The 25,499-nt window shown below is 41.0% G+C and carries 23 protein-coding genes; 12 read left to right on the forward strand and 11 right to left on the reverse strand.

What is annotated here, in order from left to right; genetic code table 11:
* Positions 1–2 precede the first annotated feature (2 nt).
* The 3 genes from A4G16_RS08155 to A4G16_RS08165 all read left to right on the forward strand — a co-directional run bounded on the left by A4G16_RS08155 (position 3) and on the right by A4G16_RS08165 (position 5,730).
* Positions 3–764, forward strand: coding sequence for a biotin--[acetyl-CoA-carboxylase] ligase (locus A4G16_RS08155; RefSeq protein WP_165889465.1), 762 nt, complete (start codon positions 3–5; stop codon positions 762–764).
* Between the two features lie 136 nt (positions 765–900).
* A complete protein-coding gene (locus A4G16_RS08160) occupies positions 901–2,544 on the forward strand; it encodes an ABC transporter substrate-binding protein (protein ID WP_165889466.1) in 1,644 nt (547 codons plus the stop codon).
* A gap of 180 nt (positions 2,545–2,724) precedes the next feature.
* Positions 2,725–5,730, forward strand: a complete 3,006-nt coding sequence (locus A4G16_RS08165) for a glycoside hydrolase family 2 TIM barrel-domain containing protein (RefSeq protein WP_165889925.1) — start codon at positions 2,725–2,727, stop codon at positions 5,728–5,730.
* A 43-nt stretch (positions 5,731–5,773) separates the two neighbouring features.
* Here A4G16_RS08165 and A4G16_RS08170 read toward each other — a convergent pair whose 3' ends face one another.
* Complete coding sequence (locus A4G16_RS08170; protein ID WP_420704457.1) at positions 5,774–7,135, reverse strand: patatin-like phospholipase family protein; 1,362 nt, start codon at positions 7,133–7,135, stop codon at positions 5,774–5,776.
* A gap of 418 nt (positions 7,136–7,553) precedes the next feature.
* Between A4G16_RS08170 and A4G16_RS08175 the strand changes: the two genes are divergently transcribed.
* From A4G16_RS08175 to A4G16_RS08185, 3 genes are all read left to right on the forward strand, one after another.
* A complete protein-coding gene (locus A4G16_RS08175; RefSeq protein ID WP_165889467.1) occupies positions 7,554–8,879 on the forward strand; it encodes an MFS transporter in 1,326 nt (441 codons plus the stop codon).
* 155 nt (positions 8,880–9,034) lie between these two features.
* Entirely contained in the window at positions 9,035–9,718 is a 684-nt protein-coding gene (locus A4G16_RS08180) for an AzlC family ABC transporter permease (protein WP_165889468.1), read from the forward strand.
* The gene (locus A4G16_RS08185) at positions 9,718–10,005 is read left to right on the forward strand and encodes an AzlD family protein (RefSeq protein ID WP_165889469.1); all 288 of its coding nucleotides are present in this window, start codon (positions 9,718–9,720) and stop codon (positions 10,003–10,005) included. Before A4G16_RS08180 ends, A4G16_RS08185 begins: the two co-directional genes overlap by 1 nt.
* A 47-nt stretch (positions 10,006–10,052) precedes the next feature.
* Here A4G16_RS08185 and A4G16_RS08190 read toward each other — a convergent pair whose 3' ends face one another.
* Together A4G16_RS08190 and A4G16_RS08195 are read right to left on the reverse strand one after the other, a co-directional pair.
* Entirely contained in the window at positions 10,053–11,150 is a 1,098-nt protein-coding gene (locus A4G16_RS08190) for an HlyD family secretion protein (protein WP_165889470.1), read from the reverse strand.
* A gap of 32 nt (positions 11,151–11,182) precedes the next feature.
* On the reverse strand, positions 11,183–12,772 hold the full coding sequence (locus A4G16_RS08195; RefSeq protein ID WP_165889471.1) for an MFS transporter: 1,590 nt from the start codon (positions 12,770–12,772) through the stop codon (positions 11,183–11,185).
* A gap of 133 nt (positions 12,773–12,905) precedes the next feature.
* On the opposite strand from A4G16_RS08195, the gene A4G16_RS08200 reads away from it, so the two are divergent.
* On the forward strand, positions 12,906–13,460 hold the full coding sequence (locus A4G16_RS08200) for a TetR/AcrR family transcriptional regulator (RefSeq protein WP_165889472.1): 555 nt from the start codon (positions 12,906–12,908) through the stop codon (positions 13,458–13,460).
* Between the two features lie 63 nt (positions 13,461–13,523).
* Here A4G16_RS08200 and lldD read toward each other — a convergent pair whose 3' ends face one another.
* On the reverse strand, positions 13,524–14,669 hold the full coding sequence (gene lldD, locus A4G16_RS08205) for an FMN-dependent L-lactate dehydrogenase LldD (RefSeq protein WP_165889473.1): 1,146 nt from the start codon (positions 14,667–14,669) through the stop codon (positions 13,524–13,526).
* 794 nt (positions 14,670–15,463) lie between these two features.
* Here lldD and rppH point away from each other — a divergent pair.
* From rppH to trpS, 5 genes are all read left to right on the forward strand, one after another.
* A complete protein-coding gene (rppH, locus tag A4G16_RS08210; protein WP_165889474.1) occupies positions 15,464–16,120 on the forward strand; it encodes an RNA pyrophosphohydrolase in 657 nt (218 codons plus the stop codon).
* Complete coding sequence (locus tag A4G16_RS08215; RefSeq protein WP_042804361.1) at positions 16,120–16,908, forward strand: sulfite exporter TauE/SafE family protein; 789 nt, start codon at positions 16,120–16,122, stop codon at positions 16,906–16,908. The genes rppH and A4G16_RS08215 overlap by 1 nt, the downstream gene beginning before the upstream one ends.
* 8 nt (positions 16,909–16,916) lie before the next feature.
* Positions 16,917–17,714 (forward strand): prolipoprotein diacylglyceryl transferase, encoded by a 798-nt coding sequence (gene lgt / locus A4G16_RS08220; protein ID WP_165889475.1) that lies wholly within the window; start codon positions 16,917–16,919, stop codon positions 17,712–17,714.
* 71 nt (positions 17,715–17,785) lie between these two features.
* Complete coding sequence (locus A4G16_RS08225; protein WP_165889927.1) at positions 17,786–18,454, forward strand: phosphoglycolate phosphatase; 669 nt, start codon at positions 17,786–17,788, stop codon at positions 18,452–18,454.
* A gap of 54 nt (positions 18,455–18,508) precedes the next feature.
* Positions 18,509–19,540, forward strand: a complete 1,032-nt coding sequence (trpS, locus tag A4G16_RS08230; RefSeq protein ID WP_165889476.1) for a tryptophan--tRNA ligase — start codon at positions 18,509–18,511, stop codon at positions 19,538–19,540.
* A 62-nt stretch (positions 19,541–19,602) separates the two neighbouring features.
* On the opposite strand, the gene A4G16_RS08235 is transcribed toward trpS, so the two are convergent.
* The 7 genes from A4G16_RS08235 to A4G16_RS08260 all read right to left on the reverse strand — a co-directional run bounded on the left by A4G16_RS08235 (position 19,603) and on the right by A4G16_RS08260 (position 25,396).
* Entirely contained in the window at positions 19,603–20,154 is a 552-nt protein-coding gene (locus tag A4G16_RS08235; protein WP_165889477.1) for a Crp/Fnr family transcriptional regulator, read from the reverse strand.
* Positions 20,155–20,221: 67 nt separating this feature from the next.
* The gene (locus A4G16_RS08240; protein WP_165889478.1) at positions 20,222–21,592 is read right to left on the reverse strand and encodes a sulfatase-like hydrolase/transferase; all 1,371 of its coding nucleotides are present in this window, start codon (positions 21,590–21,592) and stop codon (positions 20,222–20,224) included.
* Position 21,593: 1 nt separating this feature from the next.
* On the reverse strand, positions 21,594–23,096 hold the full coding sequence (locus A4G16_RS08245) for a tripartite tricarboxylate transporter permease (protein WP_165889479.1): 1,503 nt from the start codon (positions 23,094–23,096) through the stop codon (positions 21,594–21,596).
* 15 nt (positions 23,097–23,111) lie between these two features.
* A complete protein-coding gene (locus A4G16_RS08250; protein ID WP_165889480.1) occupies positions 23,112–23,567 on the reverse strand; it encodes a tripartite tricarboxylate transporter TctB family protein in 456 nt (151 codons plus the stop codon).
* A 52-nt stretch (positions 23,568–23,619) separates the two neighbouring features.
* Positions 23,620–23,943, reverse strand: coding sequence for a hypothetical protein (locus tag A4G16_RS10990; protein ID WP_237052364.1), 324 nt, complete (start codon positions 23,941–23,943; stop codon positions 23,620–23,622).
* Positions 23,885–24,181, reverse strand: a complete 297-nt coding sequence (locus tag A4G16_RS10995) for a hypothetical protein (protein WP_237052365.1) — start codon at positions 24,179–24,181, stop codon at positions 23,885–23,887. The genes A4G16_RS10990 and A4G16_RS10995 overlap by 59 nt, the downstream gene beginning before the upstream one ends.
* A 117-nt stretch (positions 24,182–24,298) precedes the next feature.
* On the reverse strand, positions 24,299–25,396 hold the full coding sequence (locus A4G16_RS08260) for an anaerobic sulfatase maturase (protein WP_165889481.1): 1,098 nt from the start codon (positions 25,394–25,396) through the stop codon (positions 24,299–24,301).
* Positions 25,397–25,499: the final 103 nt, after the last annotated feature.

The raw sequence follows: 25,499 nt of genomic DNA on the forward strand, positions 1-25,499 counted from the left end.
AGATGAAACTGAACCAAGCTCAAATTCAATCCGCATTGATTTGTGGGCAAGCGATTGTGTTTGATGAAATTGATTCGACAAATGAATACCTACTAAAACACCATCAAGTGTTAGAAAACGGCTCAATTTGTTTAGCCGAAAAGCAGAGTGCCGGTCGTGGCAGACGCGGTAGAAGTTGGTATTCACCTGAAAGTGAAAATCTCTATTTTTCAATTTTATGGCACTACCCAACGGAAGATACCGCTAATCTGCCGCCACTTAGCTTAGTCGTGGCGTTAATTATTGCCGAGAGCTTACAGGCTCAGGAGGTAGAAGATATCCAAATTAAATGGCCGAATGATATTTACTATAAAGGCAAAAAAATGGGCGGTATTTTGTTGGAAACGAAAGCAAACCGCTTAGGCTTGGATTTAGTCATCGGCATTGGCTTGAATTTGGGTATGACGCAAGTGGATAAAAACGTTGTCACCCAAGCATGGGCAGATTTATCGCAATATCATTTCGAGCGAAATCAGCTTGTATGCCATTTAGCCCATGAATTACAAAAAAATCTGAAAATTTACCCGCTTGTCGGCTTTTCTCACTACGTAGAACGCTGGCAAGCATTTGATATCTTCCACAACAAAGCGGTAAAACTCATTACTGAGGCGGATGAAATACACGGCATCTCACTCGGTATTAATGAGCAAGGTGAATTGATGTTAAAGCAAGGTGATATCGTTCAGAATTTCGGTATTGGAGAAATTTCGTTAAGAGCGGAATAATCAAATGCGCTCCCCTAAAGCTCCCGCAACACATTTTACATCTTTTAGGTTATATCAAAGTAATTTTTTGTTCTTTACTCTTGCCACCAGAAGCAGTAATCTTGCATAAATGCCGCTCAAATTAATCGGAGAAAATATGAAATTGTTAACTTTAACTAAAATCAGCGCAGCAGTAATGGCTACATTAGCATTGGCTGCTTGTGATGATAAAAGCAGCGAAAATAAATCTGCTAATGCAACTAAACCGCAATCAGAAAAAACCTTTGTAAACTGTGTAAGCCGCTCTCCAACAGGCTTTAGCCCAGTTTTAGTGATGGACGGCTTATCTTATAATGCCAGCTCGCAACAAATTTATAACCGCTTAGTGGAATTTGTTCCCGGCACCACTGAAATTGAGCCAGCCTTAGCAGAAAGCTGGGAAATCAGTGAAGATGGTTTAACTTACACTTTCAAATTACGTCAAGGAGTGAAATTCCATACCAATAAAGACTTTACACCAAGCCGTGAATTAAATGCAGATGATGTCGTGTTCTCATTTAACCGCCAGTTAGATAAGAACCATCCGTATCATGCTGTTTCAAAAGGGACTTATCCGTATTTCAATGCGATGAAATTCCCGGCTTTATTGAAATCAGTCGAAAAAGTCGATGACAATACAGTTCGTTTTACGCTAACTAAGCGTGATGCTTCGTTCTTGTCTAGCTTAGGTATGGATTTCACTTCTATTTACTCGGCAGAATATGCGGATAAGATGATGAAAGCCGGTACACCAGAAGCAGTCGATACGGCTCCAATCGGTACAGGTCCATTTGTATTCAACGGTTACGTGCTAGATCAAGCCAGCCGTTATGTAGCAAACAAGGATTACTGGAAAGGTAAGCCGGATATTGACCGTTTGATTTTCGAGATCGTACCGGATGCCACTACCCGTTATGCAAAATTACAATCCGGTCAATGTGATTTAATGGATTTCCCAAATGCGACCGACATTGAAAAAATGAAAAACGATCCGAAAGTGAATTTATTATCACAGCCTGGCTTAAACATTGCTTATGTAGCGTTCAATATCGAAAAAGCACCGTTTGATAACGTGAAAGTTCGCCAAGCATTAAATTTAGCGGTAGATAAAAAAACAATTATTGATGTAGTCTATCAAGGTAATGGCTTTGCTGCGAAAAACCCTCTTCCGCCAACCATTTGGGGCTATAACGATACTTTACCTGAATCTGAGTTTAATATCGAAAAAGCAAAACAATTATTGGCAGAAGCAGGCTATCCGAACGGTTTTGAAACTGAATTATGGGTGCAGCCGGTAGTACGTGCCTCTAACCCAAACCCTCGCCGTATGTCGGAAATCATCCAAGCAGACTGGGAAAAAATTGGTGTGAAGGCAAAATTAGTCACTTACGAATGGGGTGATTACGTTAAACGTACCAAAGCCGGGGAATTAACGGCGGGAACTTATGGCTGGTCTGGCGATAATGGTGATCCAGATAACTTCTTATCACCACTCTTCGGTACAGCAAACATTGGTAACAGTAACTATGCTCGTTTCACTAATTCTGACTTAGATGCGTTGTTAGAAAAAGCATTAGCTTCATCAGACAAAGCAGAACGGACCAAGCTCTACGAGCAAGCTCAAGTACTTTTAAGAGAACAAGCACCGTGGATTAACGTGGCTCACTCAATTAACTTTGCCCCAACCAGCAAACGTGTTCAAGGTTATAAACAAAGTCCGTTTGGATACACTTACTTATATCCGGTGAAGTTAGTAGATTAATTAGCACAATAGAAAATTCATCAAGATAATTAAACTGCAATCATAAGTTGGAATCAGATCCAAAATGTGATTGCAGTTTATTTTTTTGTGATCCCTCTCACAATTCTAAATATTATTGATTGCCCAATTTTATAACTGGATTAAGGTATGACAATACAGCATTTCAACCCAGAGGCTATTATGTCATTACCAAATTATTATCAAGATCCAAACCTTCTACACCTTAACACCACGCCTCATCACGCTTATTTTATTCCTTTTGCTAAAGAGCAAACTCCAAGTCAGCTTACACGAGAAGAATCCGATTATTTCACCTCACTCAACGGCGAATGGGATTTTAACTTTTATGCGAGCCATCACGATTTACCTGAGGATTTTTTAACAACTGATTTCGCCTATAAAATCCCTGTACCGTCTAACTGGCAAACGCAAGGCTTTGATGCTCATCAATATACCAACATCAACTACCCGATTCCGTTTGATCCGCCCTATGTGCCGCAGCAAAATCCGTGCGGGGTTTATTTGCGTGAAATCGACTTCCAACCAAAACCAAACAAACGCTATTTGCTCAATTTTGAGGGGGTGGATTCCTGCTTGTTTGTCTATTTGAACGAACAATTTATCGGCTACGGGCAAATCAGCCACAGCACTAACGAATTTGATATTACTGAACAACTACAGCACGGTAGTAATCGCCTAGCAGTTGTAGTATTGAAATGGTGTGACGGCAGCTATTTGGAAGATCAGGATAAATTCAGAATGTCTGGTATTTTCCGTGATGTGTACATTTTAGAAAGAGAACAAAATTACCTGCAAGATTTCTTTATTCAATATCAGCTCAATGACGATTTAACGCAAGCCAATTTCATCGTTGAAACCAACTTTTCAAGCGAGCCTGAACCGATTCATTTCCAACTATTTGATCCACAAAACAACTTATTAGTGGAACAAACAAGCGGTCGTTTTTGCCAACAAATTTACAATTTACAGCTATGGAATGCGGAAAGTCCGACACTTTACACCTTGCACCTTAGCTACCAAAACGAAATCATTGAACAGAAAATCGGTTTTAGAAAAATCGAAGTACAAAACGGCGTACTGTTGTTTAACCAAAAGCCGATTAAATTCAAAGGGGTAAATCGCCACGACTCCGATCCGAAAACCGGTTATGCAATTAGCCGAGAGCAGGCGATGGTGGATTTAACATTGATGAAAGCTCACAACATCAACGCTATTCGCACTGCTCATTACCCAAATTCGCCATGGTTTACCGAACTGTGCGACCAGCTTGGCTTTTATGTAATTGCCGAAAGCGATATTGAATCTCACGGCTCAAGTGCCGTCTATATCGAAAGCCCGGAAAACAGCATTTTCTTAAATGTGCCGAACCCGAATAAACAGGAAGAGATCCGACAACAAGCGGTCGATAATTTCTGTTATTTTGCAAGAGATCCTCTTTTTAAAAAGGCAATTTTAGATCGTACCGAGGCGAATATTGAACGCGATAAAAACCGCACATCCGTCGTAATCTGGTCGCTTGGCAACGAATCCGGCTTTGGAGAAAATTTTGAGCAAGCGGCATTATGGATAAAACAGCGAGACCCAAGCCGTTTAACCCATTACGAAGGTTCAATTTACCAACATTCGGATTACCAAAACGACCTGTCCAATTTGGATTTATACAGCGAAATGTACCCAAGCACCGAGCGGTTAGATGAATATTTTGCTGATCCCAAAAACCAAAAGCCGTTTATCCTGTGCGAATACTCCCACGCTATGGGCAATTCTTGCGGCGATCTGGAGGATTACCTCCACACCTTCCAACACTACGCAGGCTCTTGCGGCGGTTTTGTATGGGAATGGTGCGACCACGCACCTTATCTGCCGAATTCAGATAAATTCGGCTACGGTGGCGATTTTGGTGAAACCCCGCATGATGGCAATTTTTGTCTGGATGGCTTAGTTTCCCCAAACCGTATTCCGTACAGCAATTTACTTGAGCTGAAAAACGTCAACCGCCCTGCCCGAGCCTGCTTAAAAGAGGGCAAAATTTGGCTGAAAAACTATTTGGATTTCACCAATCTTGCCGATTATCTGACTGTGCATTATCAATTCAGCGAAAATGGGGTGCCAACTGCTGAAGGAAATTTATTGGTAAATTGTGAGCCAAATCAGACCGCTTGTTTGGATTTGGAGCTGCCGCAGCCTAACGGCACATTACAACTTTTAACCTTAGATTATCGCTTAAATATCGATTCCGCATTGTTAGCGAAAGGTCATCATTTAGGCTTTGACCAAATTACGCTTGCCGAAAACAGGGTAAAGCCACCATTGCAAATACGTGAACAAGCGGTCATTTCTGTGGAAAATTTTGCAAATCATTGGCTGATTAAAAACGGACAATTTAGCTATACCTTCGATAAACTCAAAGGTATTTTTAGCCATATCGAAAAAGAGGGTAAAGCGATTATTGAACAGCCTCTTGATTTTAACATTTGGCGGGCTCCAACCGATAACGACCGCTTAATCCGCGAATTTTGGCAGAAAGCCGGCTATGATAAATGTTACACCCGAGCCTATCAAACCTCTCTTAACCAAGATGAAAATGGTGTAACAATCAATGCTGAATGCGGTATTGTCGCGACTTCCCAAAGCCGAATTTTAACCCTTGATGTGATATACCATATTCAACCAAATGGTGAGATAGAGATCAAAGTACAAGCCAAACGCCCAATGCACTTGCCATTTTTACCTCGCTTTGGCTTACGCTTTTTCTTACACAAAGCAAATGACAGACTGGAATATTTTGGCTATGGCGAGCAAGAAAGCTATGTGGATAAACACAATCTGGCAACACTCGGTATTTACCAAACTACCGCTAAACAAAACCACGTGGATTATTTAAAACCACAGGAAAACAGTAGCCATTTTGGCACTCATTATCTGCAATTACCGAATTTAACTATTACTGCAGAACAGCCATTTAGCTTTAATTTCTCACCTTACACACAGGAAGAGTTAACCACCAAAACCCATAGCTATGATTTGGAAGAAAGCTGCTCAACCGTTTTATGTGTGGATTACAAAATGAGCGGTATCGGCTCCAACTCTTGTGGCCCAGGCCTAAAAATGCCTTACCGTTTAAATGAAACTCAATTTAAGTGGCAGCTCACTCTGAACATTTAACGTATCTTCCCTCTTCATCTGACATAAAGAGGGAATTTTACTTTTATTGCAATGCTTTTAATGCCTGCTTATATTCCTCTGATTGCTCTAACAAAATACGGGCAGCTTTGCGTAACTTATCTACATCCGTTTCCGGTAAGTAAAAAGAAGTCCCGATATTCAGTACATCTTGTTTTAATTCGCCATCTGGTAAAGCTTTTAATCCTAAATTGACAAAGTGCATTTCTATCTTATTTGCCTGTTTATCGGCATATTCATTCCATTGATCAGTAAATTGACGGTAACGGTGAAGCGTAATCTGAGTGGTTTTATCAATTGGCACGTTAATAATAGTATTAACTACATCAGTCAAGCCTGGAATATTAGCTGATTTATCCATATCACTCACTACTTCATTTTGTGCATTGACATTTATCACCACTACATTTTTCACCCCTAATTGAACGGCTCTTTTATATACCTCATCAACCCCAATCACATCAGAAATATCCAATACACTCGCCAAGCCCAGATTATCGGTTAACCCACCATCCACTAAATGAATAAACGGGCGCTCTTTGCTATCTTGATAAAGACTCAAAATATGCTTGGTTTCTTCAATATTTTTTACTACCAACCCATCTACCATCTCTTCACGCACGGCAAATTCTTTCGGCATGGTAAAATTACAATTGCCGCCATTATTATTTAGCGTTAGCGGGGAAAAAATCAGTGGGACGGAACTGGATGCCGCTACCGCCCGTGCAATCTCCAAATCATTTAAGTTAAGACATAAGCCGTCGAAGGTTTCTTGAGTGAAGATGAATTTCTGACCGATATTCATATCCGTCGCACTGATAATAGCAAAAGGTCCTTTGCGGTTTTTAACCAATTCGCCAAATGTTTTCCCTCGATAGAGGGTAAAATTCAGTCGTTCCTGCAATAAATCGCCCCGTCCGAATTGTGGCGAACTTAACCGAGGCAAATTGGAGAGTGAAAAAGCTTCTGTAATAATATCTTTCTGAAAATTCTGCTTTAAAAAACGGTTGGCAAATTTCGGAATCACATCTTTACCTTCCAAGGCAAAATAAGCTGCCAACACCGAACCGCCGGACACTCCATACACAATATCAATATTCTCCAGCAACGTGTCGCCTTTGCTACTCGTTTTTACCTTAACGTTTTTCAGTTGTTCCAACACCCCATAACCCAGGGAAGCTGCCCGCGTACCACCGCCAGAAAACATCATAATGACCAGATTGCCATCTTTCGCACTTTCAGAAATCACATTTTTTTGTCGGTATCCCTTATCAAGGTTCACCTGATTAATCGTACCAATCGGTTTATAAATTACCAAGCTACAGGCAGACAATATAGTCGCTGCCATCAATACCGTTGTTTGTTTTAATTTTTGTGTAAACTTCACTCTGGTTCTCCCATTAATTCCATCAAATTATAATGGTTTTAGCTTAATATAAAAACCGCCTGTATTTGCAAAATAAGAGAAAATTCCGACCGCTTGTGATTTTTTACCGTTAGCACAGAGTAACTTTCAATATCGTTGCTTTATACCCAGAATAGAAAGGTTTGAAAACAATAACTTACTTGTCTATTTATTACACAAACAAATTAAATATTTTAGAAAAATTTTATTTTTACAAAGCAAAAATTGACTTTTTAACCCAGAATAAAATTAGACTAATTTTAGTATAAAAAACCAAAATAAATAAAAATTAAAGAATTTAATAAAAAATAATAGACAAAAACATTAATTCCAATAGCTTGTTTCATTTTTTTATAAATGATATTTTGCAATCCTTTCTTATTAAAACGGTATTTTATAGATGACAAACACAACACATACACTTCGCAACGATCCGAAAAAAGTGGCAATCGCCTCAATGATCGGCACGGCGATTGAATTTTTCGACTACTATATTTATGCGGCGGCTGCCGTATTGGTGTTTAACACCCAATTCTTTAAAAGTGGCGATCCGGTTTCAGACGAGCTGCTTTCCCTTTCTACCTTGGCGTTAGCCTTCTTCGCCCGTCCAATCGGTTCAGCATTGTTCGGTCACTTTGGTGACAAAATCGGGCGTAAGAAAACCCTTGTGGCCTCTCTATTATTGATGGGCGGCTCGACTGTGACTATCGGCTTGCTGCCAACCTATGCGGACATCGGTATTTGGGCAACGGTGCTGCTCTGCTTATGCCGTGTCGGACAAGGCTTAGGTCTCGGCGGCGAATGGGGCGGTGCAGCGTTAGTAGCTACCGAAAACGCACCGGAAGGCAAACGTGCGTGGTACGGTACTTTCCCACAACTCGGTGCGCCAATTGGCTTGTTCTTGGCAAACGGTGCGTTCTTCTTAGTGAGCTACACCTTCGGTAAAGAAGCATTGGTGGAGTGGGCGTGGCGTATTCCGTTTATCTCATCTATCGTGTTAGTCGCGGTCGGCTTATGGGTGCGTTTAACCCTGCACGAAAGCCACGTTTTCCGTGAAGCGGAAGAGAAAGGCAAAACCCAAAAAGCACCGGTGAGTGCTGTGTTCAAACACCACTTAAAACCGCTGATTTTAGGCACATTCATTATGACAGCAACCTATGTGTTGTTCTACATTATGACGGCGTTCGCCCAAGTGTACTCACGCACACCAGCAAAACTTTCAGAAGCAGGCCACGCAATGGGTTTAGGCATTGAACCAAACGTATTTACAGGCTTACTGTTATTAAGTGCGATTGTATTCGGTATTTTCACCAGCATTTCAGGTATTTATGCTGACAAAATGGGGCGCCGTAAATTCTTACTACTCGTTACCGCAGCGATTGGCGTGTTCGGCTTATGTATGCCGTTCTTCCTCGACAACGGTACACCGTGGAGCGTCTTCGGTTTCTTAGTGGTCGGTATGATTTTAATGGGCTTCACTTTCGGCCCAATGGCAGCATTACTTCCTGAATTATTCCCAACCGAAGTGCGTTATTCAGGTGCGTCATTAGCGTATAACTTCGCCTCTATCGTGGGTGCGACTGTGGCAGCGACCTTTGCGATCAAAATCAATGCGGCGTATGGGATTATCGGGGTTGGGATTTATTTGGCAATCAATGCAGTTATTACCATCATCGCACTTTGGGCATCGAAAGAAACCAAGAACATTGATTTAACGGCAATGTAATTTGCAAAAAATGCGGGAAAATAGACCGCTTGTAAGCTCTTTTTATGCAAAAGGCGACCTTATAGTCGCCTTTTTCGTCTTTATACATCTATTTTGATAGATAAAATTTACGAGCTATAAAGTAAAATAGTCGCAACACATTAATTGAGGTAAAAATGTATTATCAAAACAATTTCTTACGAGGAACAAAAGATGCGGTTCCTGTTATGCTTGGCTATTTTCCGGTAGGATTGTTACTTGGGGCGCAGGCAGCAGAAAAAGGGTTTGAGGCCTGGCAGGTTCCATTAATGACTGGTTTGAATTTTGCCGGTGGCTCTGAATTTGCTGCTGTTGAAGTTTGGACGTCTCCGCCTAATTTACTGCTGATTTTAGCGATGACATTATTAGTTAATAGCAGACATCTTCTTATGGGAGCAACCTTTGTGCCGCATTTCCGCCACTTACCGAAACGGAAATCACTCGGACTACTGTTTTTTATGTGCGATGAAAACTGGGCTATGGGGCTAAATGATGCTCAAAAACGAAATCGCTTTTCTATTGCTTACTACCTTGGTCTAACCGCCGTATTCTACCCAATTTGGATGTTATTTCCTTATTTTGGGGCATTGCTGAGAAACCATATTGGCGATATTACTCAATATGGCTTTGATATGGCATTTCCTGCTATCTTTTTAGTATTAATGAGAGGAATGTGGAAAAGTTGGGCAAAGGCTCGCCCATGGTTAGTTAGCTTAGTTGTTGCTGCATTAGCCTATCTCTTGCTGCCGAAAGGTTGGCATGTGCCACTAGGCGCACTAGCAGGGTTGATCGCAGCTTATATTCTAGCGGGGCGTGAATAATGACAGTAATCACAATTATCTTAATGGCAAGCGTAACTTACCTCACCCGTATTCTCGGGTTTCTAGCTGTACAACGTATGAACCTCAGCAAAAGAGCCATGAGCGTGCTGGAAGCTGCTCCGGGCTGTGTATTGATTTCAGTTATTGCACCTCGTTTTGTTGCAGAGAGCCCTGTTGAGCTGGCAGCTCTTGCTATCTCATTATTCGCCGCCAGCCGTTATTCACTACTCACCACCGTATTAGTCGCGATTATTGCAACCGGTGGGCTAAGAGCATTATTTAGCTAAACATTGACAGAGCGACAAGCGGTTATTTTTGACTAAAATTTTGCAAATTATTCTGCGGTGTCAATCTCCACAATCACTGACATCCCGGAAAGTAAGCGTGCTGCATTTTCTTGGTTTGGCGAAATCTCAATTTTCACCGGCACTCGTTGTGGAATTTTCACGAAGTTGCCGGTACTGTTATCAGTTTTATTGAGGCTAAATTCCGACCCTGTTGCCGGAGAAATTTCAATCACTTTCCCCTCTAAAGGCGCTCCGCCAAGAGCATCCACTTTAACACGAGCCGTTTGCCCGATGCGGATATTTTTCATTTCAGTTTCTTTCAGATTCGCCACCACCCAAGTTTCCGGTGGCACGAGGTAGGCAATATTGCTGCCTACGCTAAGTAGCTGACCCTGCTTTATACCGATTTCGCCTAATTTGCCACTCACCGGAGCTTTGATTTCGGTGTGAGTAAGATTATCTTGAGCAATCAGCAAACCGGCTTTGGCATTTTCTACTGCAGCTAACGCAATTTTTTCATTTGCTGCTACATTAATCACTTCTTGCTCTGCAACATCTTTTTGCGCCTTTGCTTGGCTTAATGCCGCTTGCGCTTTTTTAAGAGTCGCCTGAGCGTTATCGTATTGCTGTTTAGAGGTGGCATTTGTTTTAATCAATTCCGCCTGACGTTTAAATTCAATTTGAGCGTTGCGTAACCCCGCCTCAGCACTTTCAATGGCAGCACGATGCACATTCACCGTGGCTTTGGTTGCTTCTCGAGATTGGCTGATTTTTGCCAAATTAGCCTGTTGAGTAACAAGATTCGCTTTTGCTTGCTCTACTTGGGCGAGGTAAGTAGTCTGTTCCAAACGAGCGAGTACCTGGCCTGCTTCAACTGTTTGATAATCCGCCACCAACACTTCCTGCACGTAGCCGCCCACTTTGCTACTGATTAAGGTTGTTTTTCCGCGAACATAGGCATTATTGGTTTCCACCCAGCTTGTTTGAAACGGAGACAATTTCCACGCATAAAGCATTCCTAGCACACCACCAATAATCAGTAACAGTACCAAAGCACTTTTTAATGGCGAGGCTTTTTTCGGCTGCCATTGTTCAGGCTGGGCATTTTCGTTATTGATGTCCGTTTTTTCGGTAATATCTGTCATTGTGTTTCCTTTTTTATATTTGAATAGGGTTGTTACATCATTGATTTTAACGCGGCCATTTCTTTTGCCAGAATATCAATGCCCTTGATTTTACGATAAATCCAAAGTGCACAGCTAATCACCGCTCCTGTACCGGCGGTGATAAAAATCAGCTCAAACAAATCGTTATAGGCCAGCAGAGTCGCATTGAGATTTGCGTTTTTTATTAAATTTCCGACCGCTTGCGGGGCAATAGCCGGGTCTATTGCCGTAATATGTTGCGATAAATTCTGTAAATGCACTTTGCTTTGGATAATGATATAGGCGTTAAATGCCGCAGCACCTAATAATCCTCCCAATACTTGAGTGGAGGTAAATAGGGCTAAAAAGCTGATAATATGATTAAATCCTACGGAAATCGCTCGGAGAAATCCCTCGATAAAAACCGGGCTGGCAAAATAAAAGCTCGAAAACGCAATAATGCTTTGGCTGAGATAAAACTGCTCGGCTCGTGTTTGGCTACTAATCCCAATATCTAAATATGCCCCAAGTGCAATGCCGAATAGAGCAATCATCGTACTGCGTCGAATTTCTTCTAACTTTAAGGTCAGCACGCTCATCACTAACCCCGCTAACGATGAAGCCCAAATAATCAGATTGTAAGTGACCAACTCGCTCGCACTTAAACCGAACAAACTCAATACCCCGTTTGCCCCAACAGATTGCTCGGTGGTAAACAGCCTAGTCAGCATTGCTATCAATAAAAACATCACAACTTGCTTGCCGGAGACCCATCGCCAATAAATCAGCGGCTCACGGCGATGAGATTCAATCCAAAACATCAAGGCAATGCAACCAAAGCTACCGGCAGCTAGCCAGCCAAGCCAAGGAGTTGTCCACCACACTACGTTGCCCTGTACCAAAAAGGCACAAAGTAAGGCAACACCCACTGCAAACAGAGCAAAGCTGACATAATCCAACCAAATCAGGGATTTTTGAGTAAAGCTCGGCGGTAGCGGCAACCAGCGAACCAGCCCAATACCCAATAAAGTTGCAGAAAATTGGAAAATAAAGACCGCTTGCATATCGCCATCAGCAAATAAAGAGGGATAAATAAGCTGGGAAAGGGTCGGAACAACCTGCATCAAGCCGGAAAAGAAAGTAATGCCTATAACTCTCCCTACCCCTGTCAATGCTTGCATACCATAGAACACCGCCAAAGTAAAAAATCCGCTTGTTCCTATACCCATCATCAAACGGGCAAACACTTCGACTTCGTATTCACGAAAATAGACTTGCAGTAAATTACTTAACAATACAGCCCATAATGTCCAACGAATAAATTTATGTAAGCCAAAATGCTGGCGAATCTTAAAAAGCAACACACCAAAAGTGGCATACCCCATAAAATAAGCAGATTGGATCCAGCCTCCCTCTACAATGGTTAGCCCCATTTCACCCCTTAGTTGCGGCACAGTGGCTGAAAGTAAACCGTTTTGCAAACCTGATACAAAAGTCAGCACCAAAGCGACTAAAAAATAGAGTAACCGCTTTTTAGGCAAATGATCGGGTGTTGCCGGCGAGCCGGCGACCATTGGCAATTCGTGTGGTTTAAAACGGTAATTATTAGAAACGAGCGACATAATATTCTATCCAAATCAAAGGTGCGACATTCTAGCAGAAAATCAAATTAAGAAATAACTGTTTCTTAATTAATACAAGCGGTATAATTTCAGCTATAATTTACAAAATCGACGAATTGATAAGGAACAGAAAATGAGTAATCCACTTGGGCGACCACGCGATGAAGAATTGACCGCAAAAGTGCTAAAAGCCACTTATGAGTTGCTTTCCAAGCATCATTATCACGAGATCTCTTTGGTGAAAGTAGCCGAAGTGGCTGGCGTTTCTCGCAAGGCGTTATATAGCCGTTGGCAGAATAAAATTGAGCTGGTGGTGGAGGCTTTTAACTTTTTCAATCCACCCGAAATGCCTGATTTACAAGGCTCGGTGAAGCAGCAATTACTAGATTATCTTGAGCAGTCGGTGGCAGTGTCTAATCAAAATCCCACCTTATTTGGCGATATTTTGGCGGATATTTTAGGCTCACCACAAGCTCAAGCCTTTTTTGATAAAGCCTACACTCAACCTCGTTGGAAAATTTACAGCCAAATCTTGGAGAAAGGAGTTGAGCAAGGCGAATTTTCTGCTGATATGAATATCCCGTTGGTAGTAGAAAGTCTCTCAGCAATCTTCCGTAGCCGTATATTACAGCAGAAAACTATTGAAAAAAGCTTTATTAATGAGGTTGTAACATTATTGGTTCGCTAAAGGCCTATCAACGCATCATATAAGATCTTGATAAAAAGGCTGCAAACGCAGCCTTCTAAAAATTTAGATTTTACTGAGATCAACTAAAGCATCACGAGTAATATCACTGATTTTTTGGTTGCTGGTCAATGTCATCGCGACTTTCATTTCTTTTAAGAAAATATCCAACAAGTTTTCTACGCCGGCTTGGCCTGCTGCCCCTAGTGCATAAACAAAAGCACGCCCAATCATCGTACAATCTGCTCCTAGCGCTAACATTCGCACCACATCAAGCCCGTTACGAATACCTGAATCAACAAGGATTTTGATGTCACCTTTTACTGCATCAGCAATAGCCGGCAAGGCTTTTGCGGAAGATAAAACACCATCGAGTTGTCGTCCACCATGGTTAGAAACAATAATACCATCTGCACCAAAACGAACCGCATCTTTAGCATCTTCTGGGTCAAGAATTCCCTTGATAACCATTGGACCGTCCCAAAACTCACGAATCCATTCTAAATCTTTCCACGAGATTGAAGGATCGAAGTTATCGGTTAGCCATCCAATGTAATTATTCAGATCAACCGGTTTTCCCATATATTTTGAAATATTACCCAAAGTATGTGGCTTACCTTGAACCCCCACATCCCATGCCCAGAATGGATGAAGCATGGCTTGTAACACTCGACGAATGTCTTTATATGGTCCACTCATGCCTGAGTGCATATCACGATATCTTGCTCCAGGAGTTGGCATATCAACGGTGAAAACCAATGTAGAGCAGCCAGACGCTTTAGCCCGTTCTAACGCATTTTTCATAAAGCCACGATCTTTTAGCACATAAAGCTGAAACCACATTGGGCGTTTAATCGCTGGTACAACTTCTTCAATCGGACAAATAGAAACAGTCGAAAGAGTAAAGGGAATGCCTTTATTATCTGCGGCTTTTGCGGCCTGCACTTCTCCACGGCGGGCATACATACCTAATGCACCGACCGGAGCAAGTGTAACCGGCATTGAAAGTTTTTCACCAAATAATTCAATACCAGTATCTAGTTGGGACATATCTTTTAGCACACGCTGGCGTAATGCAATATTCTCTAAATCACTTACATTACGGCGAAGCGTTTGCTCCGCATAAGAGCCACCATCTGCATAATGAAACATAAAAGGGGGAACGCGACGCTTTGCCGCACGTTGATAATCTTTAGCTGATGCAATAATCATTTAATACCTCGTAAAACATTAGGAATAAAGTGTGGCTATTTTACGATAAAATACAAATAAGAATTAATAACATTTACCAATTCTGTGAAATAGATCACATTTTTGTTAAGAAAATGTATAAAAATCTAGCATTTTTCTCTAGTAAAGAAGAACCCTAACTTAAAATACAATGCTAAGTGTGCCTAATCTAAAATAAATCAAAAGCCAAATGAACAAAAAATCACCAATAAAATCTTTTTCTTTCCACAGATTTCAATATTCAATTTAACATATTGATTTTATTGAAAATTTTAAAATATAAAGTATATAATTTTTAGTTATTCACGCCTATTTTGAAAAACTATCACATCTTTATCCACAAATGATGGGGATAACTTAATGGTGTGTTTACATCAATTATTTGAGCTTTCACACAACTCAAAAACCCCTCGAATTTCGGTTGGAAAAAACTCAAGATCTTGATATTTATCCAGATCATTGTGCAAGAAAAAGATCCTGTTTTTAGGTTTTAAGATCGTCTTGGATTTACAATATTCCTGCCGCTTATCCTCAGCTTATACCGTTAAAAATCAGAAGTTATCCACAAAATTATCCACAAGCGGCAAAAAAGCATTGCATTTTGAACATTAGCTTTGCCAACAACTCGCAAGGGCGTACAATCCCCTTAAGAATTATGAATAAAAAAGTGAATTTTTTTACAAATATCCCTATTTTGCTTTTTCTGAAGGTTGTTCAATGCCTCAAAGTATGAAACAATCTCTTTCATTCTAAATTTTATTAAATTAGGTGGTCGAGTGATCGATTTCGATGGCTACCGCCCAAATGTTGGAATCGTCATCTGTAATAAGCACGGACAAGTTCTGTGGGCAAAACGGTTTGGTCAAAACTCTTGGCAATTTCCGCAAGGCGGTATTAACGAGGGAGAAAACATTGAAACAGCAATGTACCGTGAGCTTTATGAAGAGGTCGGCTTAAGTAAAAAAGATGTGCGGTTGCTTTGGGCGTCTAAATATTGGCTGAAATATAAGCTACCAAAACGTTTGGTGCGCTCTGACAGCCCGGGTCCGGTTTGTATCGGACAAAAACAGCGCTGGTTTTTATTACAACTTATCAGTGATGAAAATCAAATTAATCTAAAAGCAACAAAAAGCCCTGAATTTGACGGCTGGCGTTGGGTGAGTTTTTGGTATCCTGTCCGCCAAGTAGTATCGTTTAAGCGAGATGTTTATCGCAAAGTAATGAAAGAATTTGCTCTTGTATTACAAAGTGGTGTTCAGAAAAAGCCTGACGATAAGCCAAACGAAAAAATAAGATCCGATCGATACGAGAAATCGGACTATAAAAAAGATCCGAATATGAGAAAAAATCAATCGGAATCAACTAAAGAGAATAAACAGGAATATCGTAAACTCTATCGCCCTTGGCAACATAATCAAAAGGGAAAACAATAATGATCATTCTATTTAGTTGCCTGTTTTTAGGCACCTTTGTCGGTTTTTTAGCAGGCTTATTCGGTATCGGTGGTGGCCTAATCATTGTACCAAGCCTTGCTTTTTTATTACCGCTAGCAGGTGTTCCGCCTGAATATGTAATGTCCACTGCATTAGGTACATCCTTTTCTACTATTATCATTACTGCATTTTCATCGGCACAACGCCATCATAAATTAGGTAATGTCGATTTGCAAACCAGCAAATTTTTTATTCCGGCGTTAATGGTGTCAGTCTTTTTAGGTGGACTTATTGTTAGCCACCTAGATGCTCAATTGATGTCCAAAATTTTTGCAGTGATGGTACTTTATCTTGCCAGCAAAATGCTGTTCTCTTTGAAAAAAGCACCTAAAAACAAACCGCTTACACTAAAAACTACCTTGGTAGGTGGCAGTATTATCGGGGCATTATCCAGTATGGCAGGTATTGCAGGTGGTGCATTTATCGTACCGTTTTTAAGCGATCGCGGTTTAGATATCAAACGCGCTATCGGCACATCCTCATTTTGTGGGGCATTTCTAGGCTTATCAGGCACAATCAGCTTTATTGTGAGTGGTTGGGGCTTGGAAGGAATGCCTGATTATTCACTCGGTTATGTTTATCTACCGGCTCTATTAGGTATTACCGCCACTTCATTTTTCACCTCAAAAATGGGCGCAAGTGCCGCTAACGTACTACCTGTACCCATCCTCAAAAAGGCATTTGCGGTATTACTGGTCTGTATTGCAATTAATATGTTCTTAAAATAAAGGAAACCATGAACGAACAATTTATCCAATTTCCTCAAATCAGCCCCATTGTGTTTGAAATCGGTCCGATTGCCCTGCGTTGGTATGGGTTAATGTATTTGGCAGGTTTTGCCTTTGCTTATTGGCTCGGGATGAAACGAGCTAAAAATTCCAACGGTGTTTGGACAACCGAGCAAGTAGATACCCTTGTCTATTCCTGCTTCTGGGGTGTAGTATTAGGCGGTCGCATTGGCGATGTATTCTTTTACAATTTTGATCGTTTCTTACAAGATCCACTCTATTTGTTCCGTATTTGGGAAGGGGGAATGTCGTTCCACGGCGGTTTAATTGGTGTAATTGTAGCGATGATTTGGGTATCATACCGCCAAAAACGCAGCTTCTGGAACACAGCTGATTTTATTGCTCCTCTAGTGCCATTTGGACTAGGAATGGGGCGTATAGGTAACTTTATTAATGATGAACTTTGGGGACGAGTAACTGATGTTCCTTGGGCAGTATTATTCCCAAGCGGTGGCTATCTTCCCCGCCACCCCTCACAACTGTACGAGGCCTTTTTAGAAGGTGTCGTTTTACTATTTATCCTAAACTGGTTTATTAAAAAGCCACGCCCGGCTGGCTCTGTATCAGGTTTGTTTCTAATTGGTTACGGCACCTTCCGCTTTATTGTGGAATATTTCCGAGAAATCGACCACAACGTCAATACAAGTGCAGATTTAATCACTCGTGGGCAATTGCTCTCTTTGCCAATGATTATCGGCGGAATCCTGATTATGGCATGGGCATACAAAGCTAATAAAGTGAAATAACCATTTAACAAGCGGTCTGTTTTAGCAAAAAATTTGCAAATTTCGACCGCTTGTATTTTTAAGGAAAGATGATGAACAGAAAATATAAAGTCATTGGTTTCGACCTAGACGGCACCTTAATTAATACCTTGCCGGATCTCACTTTAGTCGCCAATGCGATGTTTTTAGAAGCTGGGTTACCCACGGTTACACAACAAAAAGTCTTAACTTGGATTGGTAAGGGGGCAGATATTTTCTTCCAAAATGCAATTAACCATACAGGCATGCTCCTTGATGCTGAGCAGCTTGTCAAAATGCGAACCAGCTTTGATAAATATTACGCTACTTATGTGTGCGAAGAAAGTACACTGTTCCCCAATGTAAAAGAGACCTTAGAAGCCTTAAAAGCCAAAGGTTATCCTCTGGTGGTCATTACCAACAAACCGACCAAACTAGTTGAACCTGTGCTATCGGCTTTTGATATTTATCATTTATTCGATGAAACTCTAGGTGGGCAATCGCTCCCTAAAATTAAGCCGCACCCCGATCCGATGTTCTTTATTTGCGAAAAGTTTGGCATCACCCCGCAAGAACTCTTATTCGTGGGCGATTCGGAAAACGATATTATCGCTTCAAAAGCCGCCGGCTGTGATGTAGTCGGCCTAACTTACGGTTATAACTACAATATCCCGATTGAGCAATCCAACCCGACTTTTATAGCCTCTGAATTTAAAGACGTGTTGAAAATTGTAGGCGAATAAGGCGACAAGCGGTATAATTTATATAAATTTTTGCAATTAAAATGAGAAGATAAAATGACCAAACCTATTGTATTTAGTGGCGTTCAGCCCTCTGGTGAATTAACGATTGGGAATTACTTAGGGGCATTACGCAACTGGGTAAAAATGCAAGATGATTATGACTGTGTTTATTGTATTGTTGATCAGCACGCTATTACCGTGCGTCAAGATCCTGAAGCACTACGTAAATCTACCCTTGATGTGTTAGCCCTATATTTAGCCTGTGGCATTGATCCTAATAAAAGCACGATTTTTATTCAATCTCACGTGCCTGAACACGCTCAGCTTGCCTGGGTGTTAAACTGCTACACTTATTTCGGTGAAATGGGTCGAATGACACAATTTAAAGATAAATCCGCTCGTTATGAAGAAAATGTGAATGTAGGCTTATTCACCTACCCTGTACTGATGGCAGCAGATATTCTGCTCTACCAAGCTAATCAAGTACCGGTGGGTGATGATCAAAAACAACACTTGGAAATCACCCGCGATATTGCCAATCGTTTCAATGCGTTATATGGCAAAAAAGATGCTGAAGGTAATGTGATTGAGCCTGTGTTTGCCGTACCTGAAGTCTTTATTGCGAAATCGGGGGCGAGAGTGATGTCGTTACTTGAGCCAACGAAAAAAATGTCTAAATCGGACAATAACCGCAATAATGTGATCGGTTTGCTCGAAGATCCAAAAGCGGTAGCGAAGAAAATCAAACGTGCAATGACCGATGGCGATGAACCACCTGTAGTGCGTTATGACGTGCAAAATAAAGCCGGCGTGTCCAATTTACTTGATATTTTATCTGCTATCACAGGCAAAACTATTGCGGAATTAGAAGCAGAATTTGAAGGTAAAATGTACGGTCATTTGAAAACGGAAGTAGCAGATAAAGTATCTGAATTATTAACTAATCTGCAAGAACGCTACCATCACTACCGCCAAGATGAAGCCTTGCTTGAAAAAATCTACCGCGAAGGCGCAGATAAAGCACGAGCCCGTGCAAAAGCGACCTTAGATAAGGTGTATGAATTAGTGGGATTCGTGCGTTACTAATCTCCTTATAAACAAAAATGCTCTTGAGTGGCTCAAGAGCATTTATTAAACTGATCAACAAATTATTTCTTCAGCAAACGACTAATTCTAATCGCGGTCTCAGTTTCACAACCGGAAAATTCAGCAATCTCACGATATGTCCAATGGTAATTCGGGTAATTTTCTGTTAAATAAGCAATACTACTACTTACTCTCTCTTGTGTACGTTGGTAAGATACTTGTGAAAGCCGATACTCGGCATCTTGCAACTCACCAGCAAGCTGTCGAATTAAATAAGCAGTCAACTTAGGATTTTGCGTAAAAAAAGAGGATAGTTGCAACGGCTTAATCCGAACAACTTCTGCCGATTGCAGTACTTTAGCCGTGCAATGGTAAAAGTGATCTCCAAAAAATGTTCGGAAACCGAAATATTCCTGATCTTGATAAATCCTAACCAGGCTTTCTTTACCGTTGTCGAGCATATGATATAAGCCGATTAATCCTTTCTTTAAATAGTAAAACTCTTGGGCTTGGCTACCTTGAGAATAGGCAGTTACGCCTTTCTCCAGATAATTTAAAGAACTCTGTTGACAGCCTCTCAACGTTTCTGGGGAGGGAAAATTTATTGCATCCATTACAAACCCTTATATTTTATGCCTAAAATCATATTACCGTAATGAATGCAATACTATCAAACTAAATTTATATTCCGGCTGGGAAAATTTGTGGTCGCTGTTCTTTAGCGATTTCCATATGATCTCCCAGTTTCTCACGCAATTCGATTCGGGCTTGTTCATAAGCCGGATCTTTTACTAAGTTGTTTAACTCAAATGGGTCTTTTTCAAGATCGTAGAGGAAGTCTTCGATATAAACCTCACTGCCTGCCGCCTCACCACCGCCTAAGTGAGGGGCAACGACGGCATAAAGATATTTTTCAGTACGAATAGCACGACCAATACGGCTTTCACTGATTTGTGTAAACACTTCATTACGGCGGCTTGGATCTTTTTTCTCCACCACGCTGTATAGATCTTCACCAATCATTTTGTCACCGACATCAATCCCTGCCATCGCCAAGAATGTTTTTGGTAAGCTGGCTGTACTCACTAGCTCTTTAATGCGTTTACCACCCACATATTTTCCACCGCAAATCACTAATGGAACGTGGCAAGATGAAGAGTGGCACGAGCGTTTGTAGTCGTCATAGCCATTTAGGTTTTCATCTTTGTTACGAGTCATAAAGTGGGAACCATGGTCGGACGCAAACACAACAATGGTATTGTCGTAAATACCTTTTTCTTTGAGTTTTTCAATAATTCTTGCCAAATTATCGTCTAAACTGCGGCAGCAGCCGAGATAGTCGGGATACATTTCATCGGCATTTCCTTTTAAGACGGCTAGATCGTGTGGTAATTGATAATTTTGGAAGCGAGTTTTTGAACCAATAGGCCCTTCGTAGCAATTGCGATCATTTTGGTGGTGTGGCTCAATATGCGAGATCGTCATAAAGAACGGTTTATCGCCTTTATAGCCGTCTAAGTATTCCAAGGCATAATCGGTAATACAATCCACACGGTAGCCTTTAAACTCACACTTGTTCATATTTTCATCGAAAACGAAGCCGTCATAGCCGTGTGAGGTAAACTCCAACACATCGGCAGCACGCCAGAAACCTTTATAGCCGCCACGGCGTTCAGGCGGAATGGCGGTGACGGTATAGTCGATAGTCGGTGCTTCTTCCAATTCGCCGTCACTGGCTAAGTGCCATTTGCCGATATAAGCGGTGTCATAGTCATTTTCGGTAAAATAGTTCGCCAATGTTTTCACGCCCTGCGGTAACGCCACATTATTGCGGAAACAGCCCGTTTCGGTCGGATACAGTCCCGTTTGGAAAATAGAGCGGCAAGGCCCACACACCGGCTGAGAAGAAAAAGCTTCTTCAAACAACACGCCCTCTTCCGCCAATTTATCTAATGTCGGCGTGATATTGAGCGGTTGCCCATAAGCACCTACAGTGTCCCAACGTTGTTGGTCTGTGAAGTAAAATAGAATATTCGGTCTAGTTGTTGTCATATTAAACCCTCTGTGTTTTAGATTTTTTATAATTAGTATAGATAATGCTTATAAGTACGCCTAGTATTAGGATACAGAGTGCTAGAGAAATTGGTCTCTCGATAAAAATGCTCCAATCTCCGTCAGAAATCATGAGTGAGCGACGTAGATTTTTCTCGGTTAATGCCCCTAATACCAGTCCAAGTAAGGTTGGTACGGCAGAGAAGCTGAATTTATCCATGATATAGGCAACCGCTGCAAAGCAAATCGCAGCCCCCACATCAAACATATTTTCTTTTAAAGAATAAGCACCAGCGAAGCAGAAAATTGCAATGATCGGAATAAGTACGACTTGCGGAATTTTGACCACTTTTACAAACAATTTCAGTAAATACTTGCCTTGAATTAGCATAAAGATATTCACGAAAATTAAGCCGATCATAATTGCGTACACTGCGGTGCCATGTGTGGCGAACAGATTTGGTCCCGGGGTTAAACCGTTTACCATTAACGCACCCAGCATTAGTGCTACGGCTGCATCACCTGGTATCCCTAAGGTCAATAACGGAATGAGTGCTGTACCAGTGATTGCATTATTTGCCGATTCTGCTGCGGCAATTCCTTCAATCGAACCATTACCAAATTCCTCCGGTTTTTTTGAGGCTTTACGAGAGAAATCATAACTTAAAAACGAGGCAATAGATGCACCAGTACCTGGGATAATCCCGATGATAATACCGGCCAGTGAGCCAATACTGAGCGGTTTTGGTAAACGCCACCATTCAGATTTTGTTAAGGTTCCCTTGTCCAGGCTAATCACCGAGGCATTTGCACTATTTTCGCTTTTTTTGACCGCTTGCCCTTTATGAATAATTTCGATCAGCGCAAATAAACCGATCAGTACTACCACCAAGTCAAACCCACTATATAGATTTAAGTTATCAAAGGTAAATCGCATGGTATCACCACTCATCAGATCGATACCGATAAACGAGAGGAACAAGCCTAAACAACCTGAAATAATCCCTTTTAAGAGGTTCTCACCACTTACCCCGGCAATAATGGTTAGACCAAATGCACAAATTAAGAAATATTCAGGCGAACCCATTTTCATCGCAATTTTTGCTACTTCGGGAGCTAGGAAAAGTAGGACTAAAGCACTGACGATACCGCCGGCGAAAGACGCATAGAGTGCCACATTTAATGCTTTTTGAGCTTGTCCACGTAAAGCGAGAGGGTGTCCATCTAACATTGTTGCTGCTGCGTGTGGTGTCCCCGGCGTTTTAATTAAAATTGCCGAAATGGAGCCACCATAGCTGCCAGCACAATAGATCCCTAATAGGAACATAAACGAGTGGATAGCATTAAGTGAATAGGTAATTGGTAAGAATAGTACCAAACAGAGCATCACGGTTAAACCTGGAATGGAGCCAAATACAATGCCGAGAAACAACCCTAAATTCATATATAGAAAACTTTCAAGATTAAAAAATGCATAAAATCCTGAAATCATTAAGTCAAACATAGGTTACTCCCTGTATTAAGGTAAAGAGATATGGAGTAAATTTTGGAAAAAGAGCGATAGTAAAACCGAAAATATTGCTACTGTGGCGTAATACTTCCAATTTTTACAGCGGAAGAAAGCCAGTAACAAAAAGGCAAAAATAATTGACGACACCATAAAGGGCAGCCAGTGTAATAAGCTCCAATAAATTATTAGAGACAATAAAATAAAGGTAGAGTGCAGCTCTTCAGCGAAATGAATTTCAACCATTTTGGTCGGCTGTTTGCGTACCCATTTAATCAGCTCTTGTATAAGTAGAATGAGGCTGCATACGGCCATTAAGCCAATAATTAAGCGAGGGAAAGTCTGTGCGGTAATGATTTCTTCATCATCGGCAATCGCAATTTGTGACGGCATTAACCACCACAAAACCAAAGAAAGTATAAAAAAAATCAAGGAACCGACTAAATCTTGTCTAAGCATAATTTTCATCGTGATCTCCTTATAAAGAGGGCAAAATCATCACATTTGCCCTCTCTGGTTATTATTTAACTAATTTTGAGTATTTTTCAGCTTTTGTCATGGTTGAAATAATGTAGTCTTTTACCGCTTTACCATCACGAATATCTAAACGGATACCAATATTTTTCGCCGTTTGTTGTAATTTCTGATTTTCTAAAATGGCTTTGAGTGCATTGTAGTTTTTATCTACGATAGCTTGGTCTGTTCCTGCACGGATAAATACCGCACAAACGTTTGTCATCCATGTATCAAAACCGTGATCCACCACGCTATCTAGGTTATAGACATCATCCTGTAATTTCTTCTCGTCGAACGCTACAACGGGTTTTACATCGCCATTTTTCAATCGCACCACCTGAACCGAGAATATTGTCGGCTAACAACGGCTGCCCGTATTGCTCCTTACCATACTCCGACATTGCACGGTTAATTTGGTCGGCAAGCCCGCCCACTGCCCACGGAGTAATAATCGTGACAGGTGCGGTTGGCCATTCAGTGTTTGCCATTGATTGATTTGCCACCGCAAAAAGTCCGACAGTACAAGCTAAAGCAGTTTTAATGCATTGTTTCCATGTTTTCATCATCAACTCCTAGTTTATGTGATTAAGTCATCAATAGAATATAAACAAATAATATTAGTTTGTATGACAATGATCATATTTATGATGTGACATAGTTCACAAATTTAACATTTTATTCTACTAAACCATTCTTCTTTGACGCATTTGAGCGGCCAGCCTCTGCAAGTAAGGAGCCATATAAGAGAGGGCGGAGTAATACGCCTCACAAAGTTGATTGTGTGGTTCGCCAAAACCATGTACAGTACGATGTTTTGGGCAACCGCCATTACAGGCAAAACGAAATTCGCAACGCTGACAACGAGAAGAGACATTCGCTTTGCTCAGTCCAAATTTCTGCTGTTTATCGGAATAGGTGATGTCTAACAGTGGTGTTTCAATTAAGTTACCGAGTTTATATTTCGGATAAACATAGTGATCACAGCTATAAATATCCCCATTCTGCTCGATAATCATCTGATCACCACAGGTTTTACGGAAAATGCACAAACTTGGCTGATAGCCTAAAAACGCCATCATCCACTGTTCAATAAATTGCACGCCAATTTTACCGATGTCGTTTGGATACCACTGTTTAAAAATCTCAATCATCATCTGCCCATAATCTTTGGCAGAAGCTTGCTGTAAATAATCGCCCATCAGCGGAATAAATTGCATATAAGTTGAGCCAATTGATTTCAAATAACGGTAGATTTCCGCTCCATGTTGGACATTTTCTTTGTGTACCACCGTTAGGGTATTAAATTGCACCTGATATTTCTTGAGCAATTCTAACGCATCAAACACTTGCTGAAATGATCCTTTTTGGCTTTTAGTCACCCGATAGGCATCATGCATCTCCTGCGTCCCGTCAATGGAGAGCCCGACCAAGAAACGGTTTTCTCTTAAAAATTCACACCACTCTTCATTCAGCAAAATGCCATTTGTCTGTAATGCATTATAAATTTGCTTGCCGTTTGCATATTTTTGCTGAAATTCGACCGCCTGTCGGTAAAAATCCAACCCTGCCAAGGTCGGTTCGCCGCCTTGCCACAAAAAAGTTACCTCTTTTTGAGGACTTTTAGATAGATAATCCCGAATATATTTTTCCAAAACGGTCTCATCCATTCGGCGTTGATTTAAATGTGGCTTTTCCAAATAGAAACAGTACTTACAATCTAAATTACAAATTGAGCCAGCTGGCTTTGCCATTATTTGAAAAGCATTAAAAATAGGTTGCATACATCACTCCGTACCAAAACGGCTCAATCATAGTAGAAATTATTTGAAAAGCGTATGACAATCATCATAACCAAAAGCAGATCAGAAGTCGCACAATAGCTAC

Source organism: Mannheimia granulomatis (genome assembly GCF_011455695.1).
GTDB classification, from domain to species: Bacteria; Pseudomonadota; Gammaproteobacteria; order Enterobacterales; family Pasteurellaceae; genus Mannheimia; species Mannheimia granulomatis_A.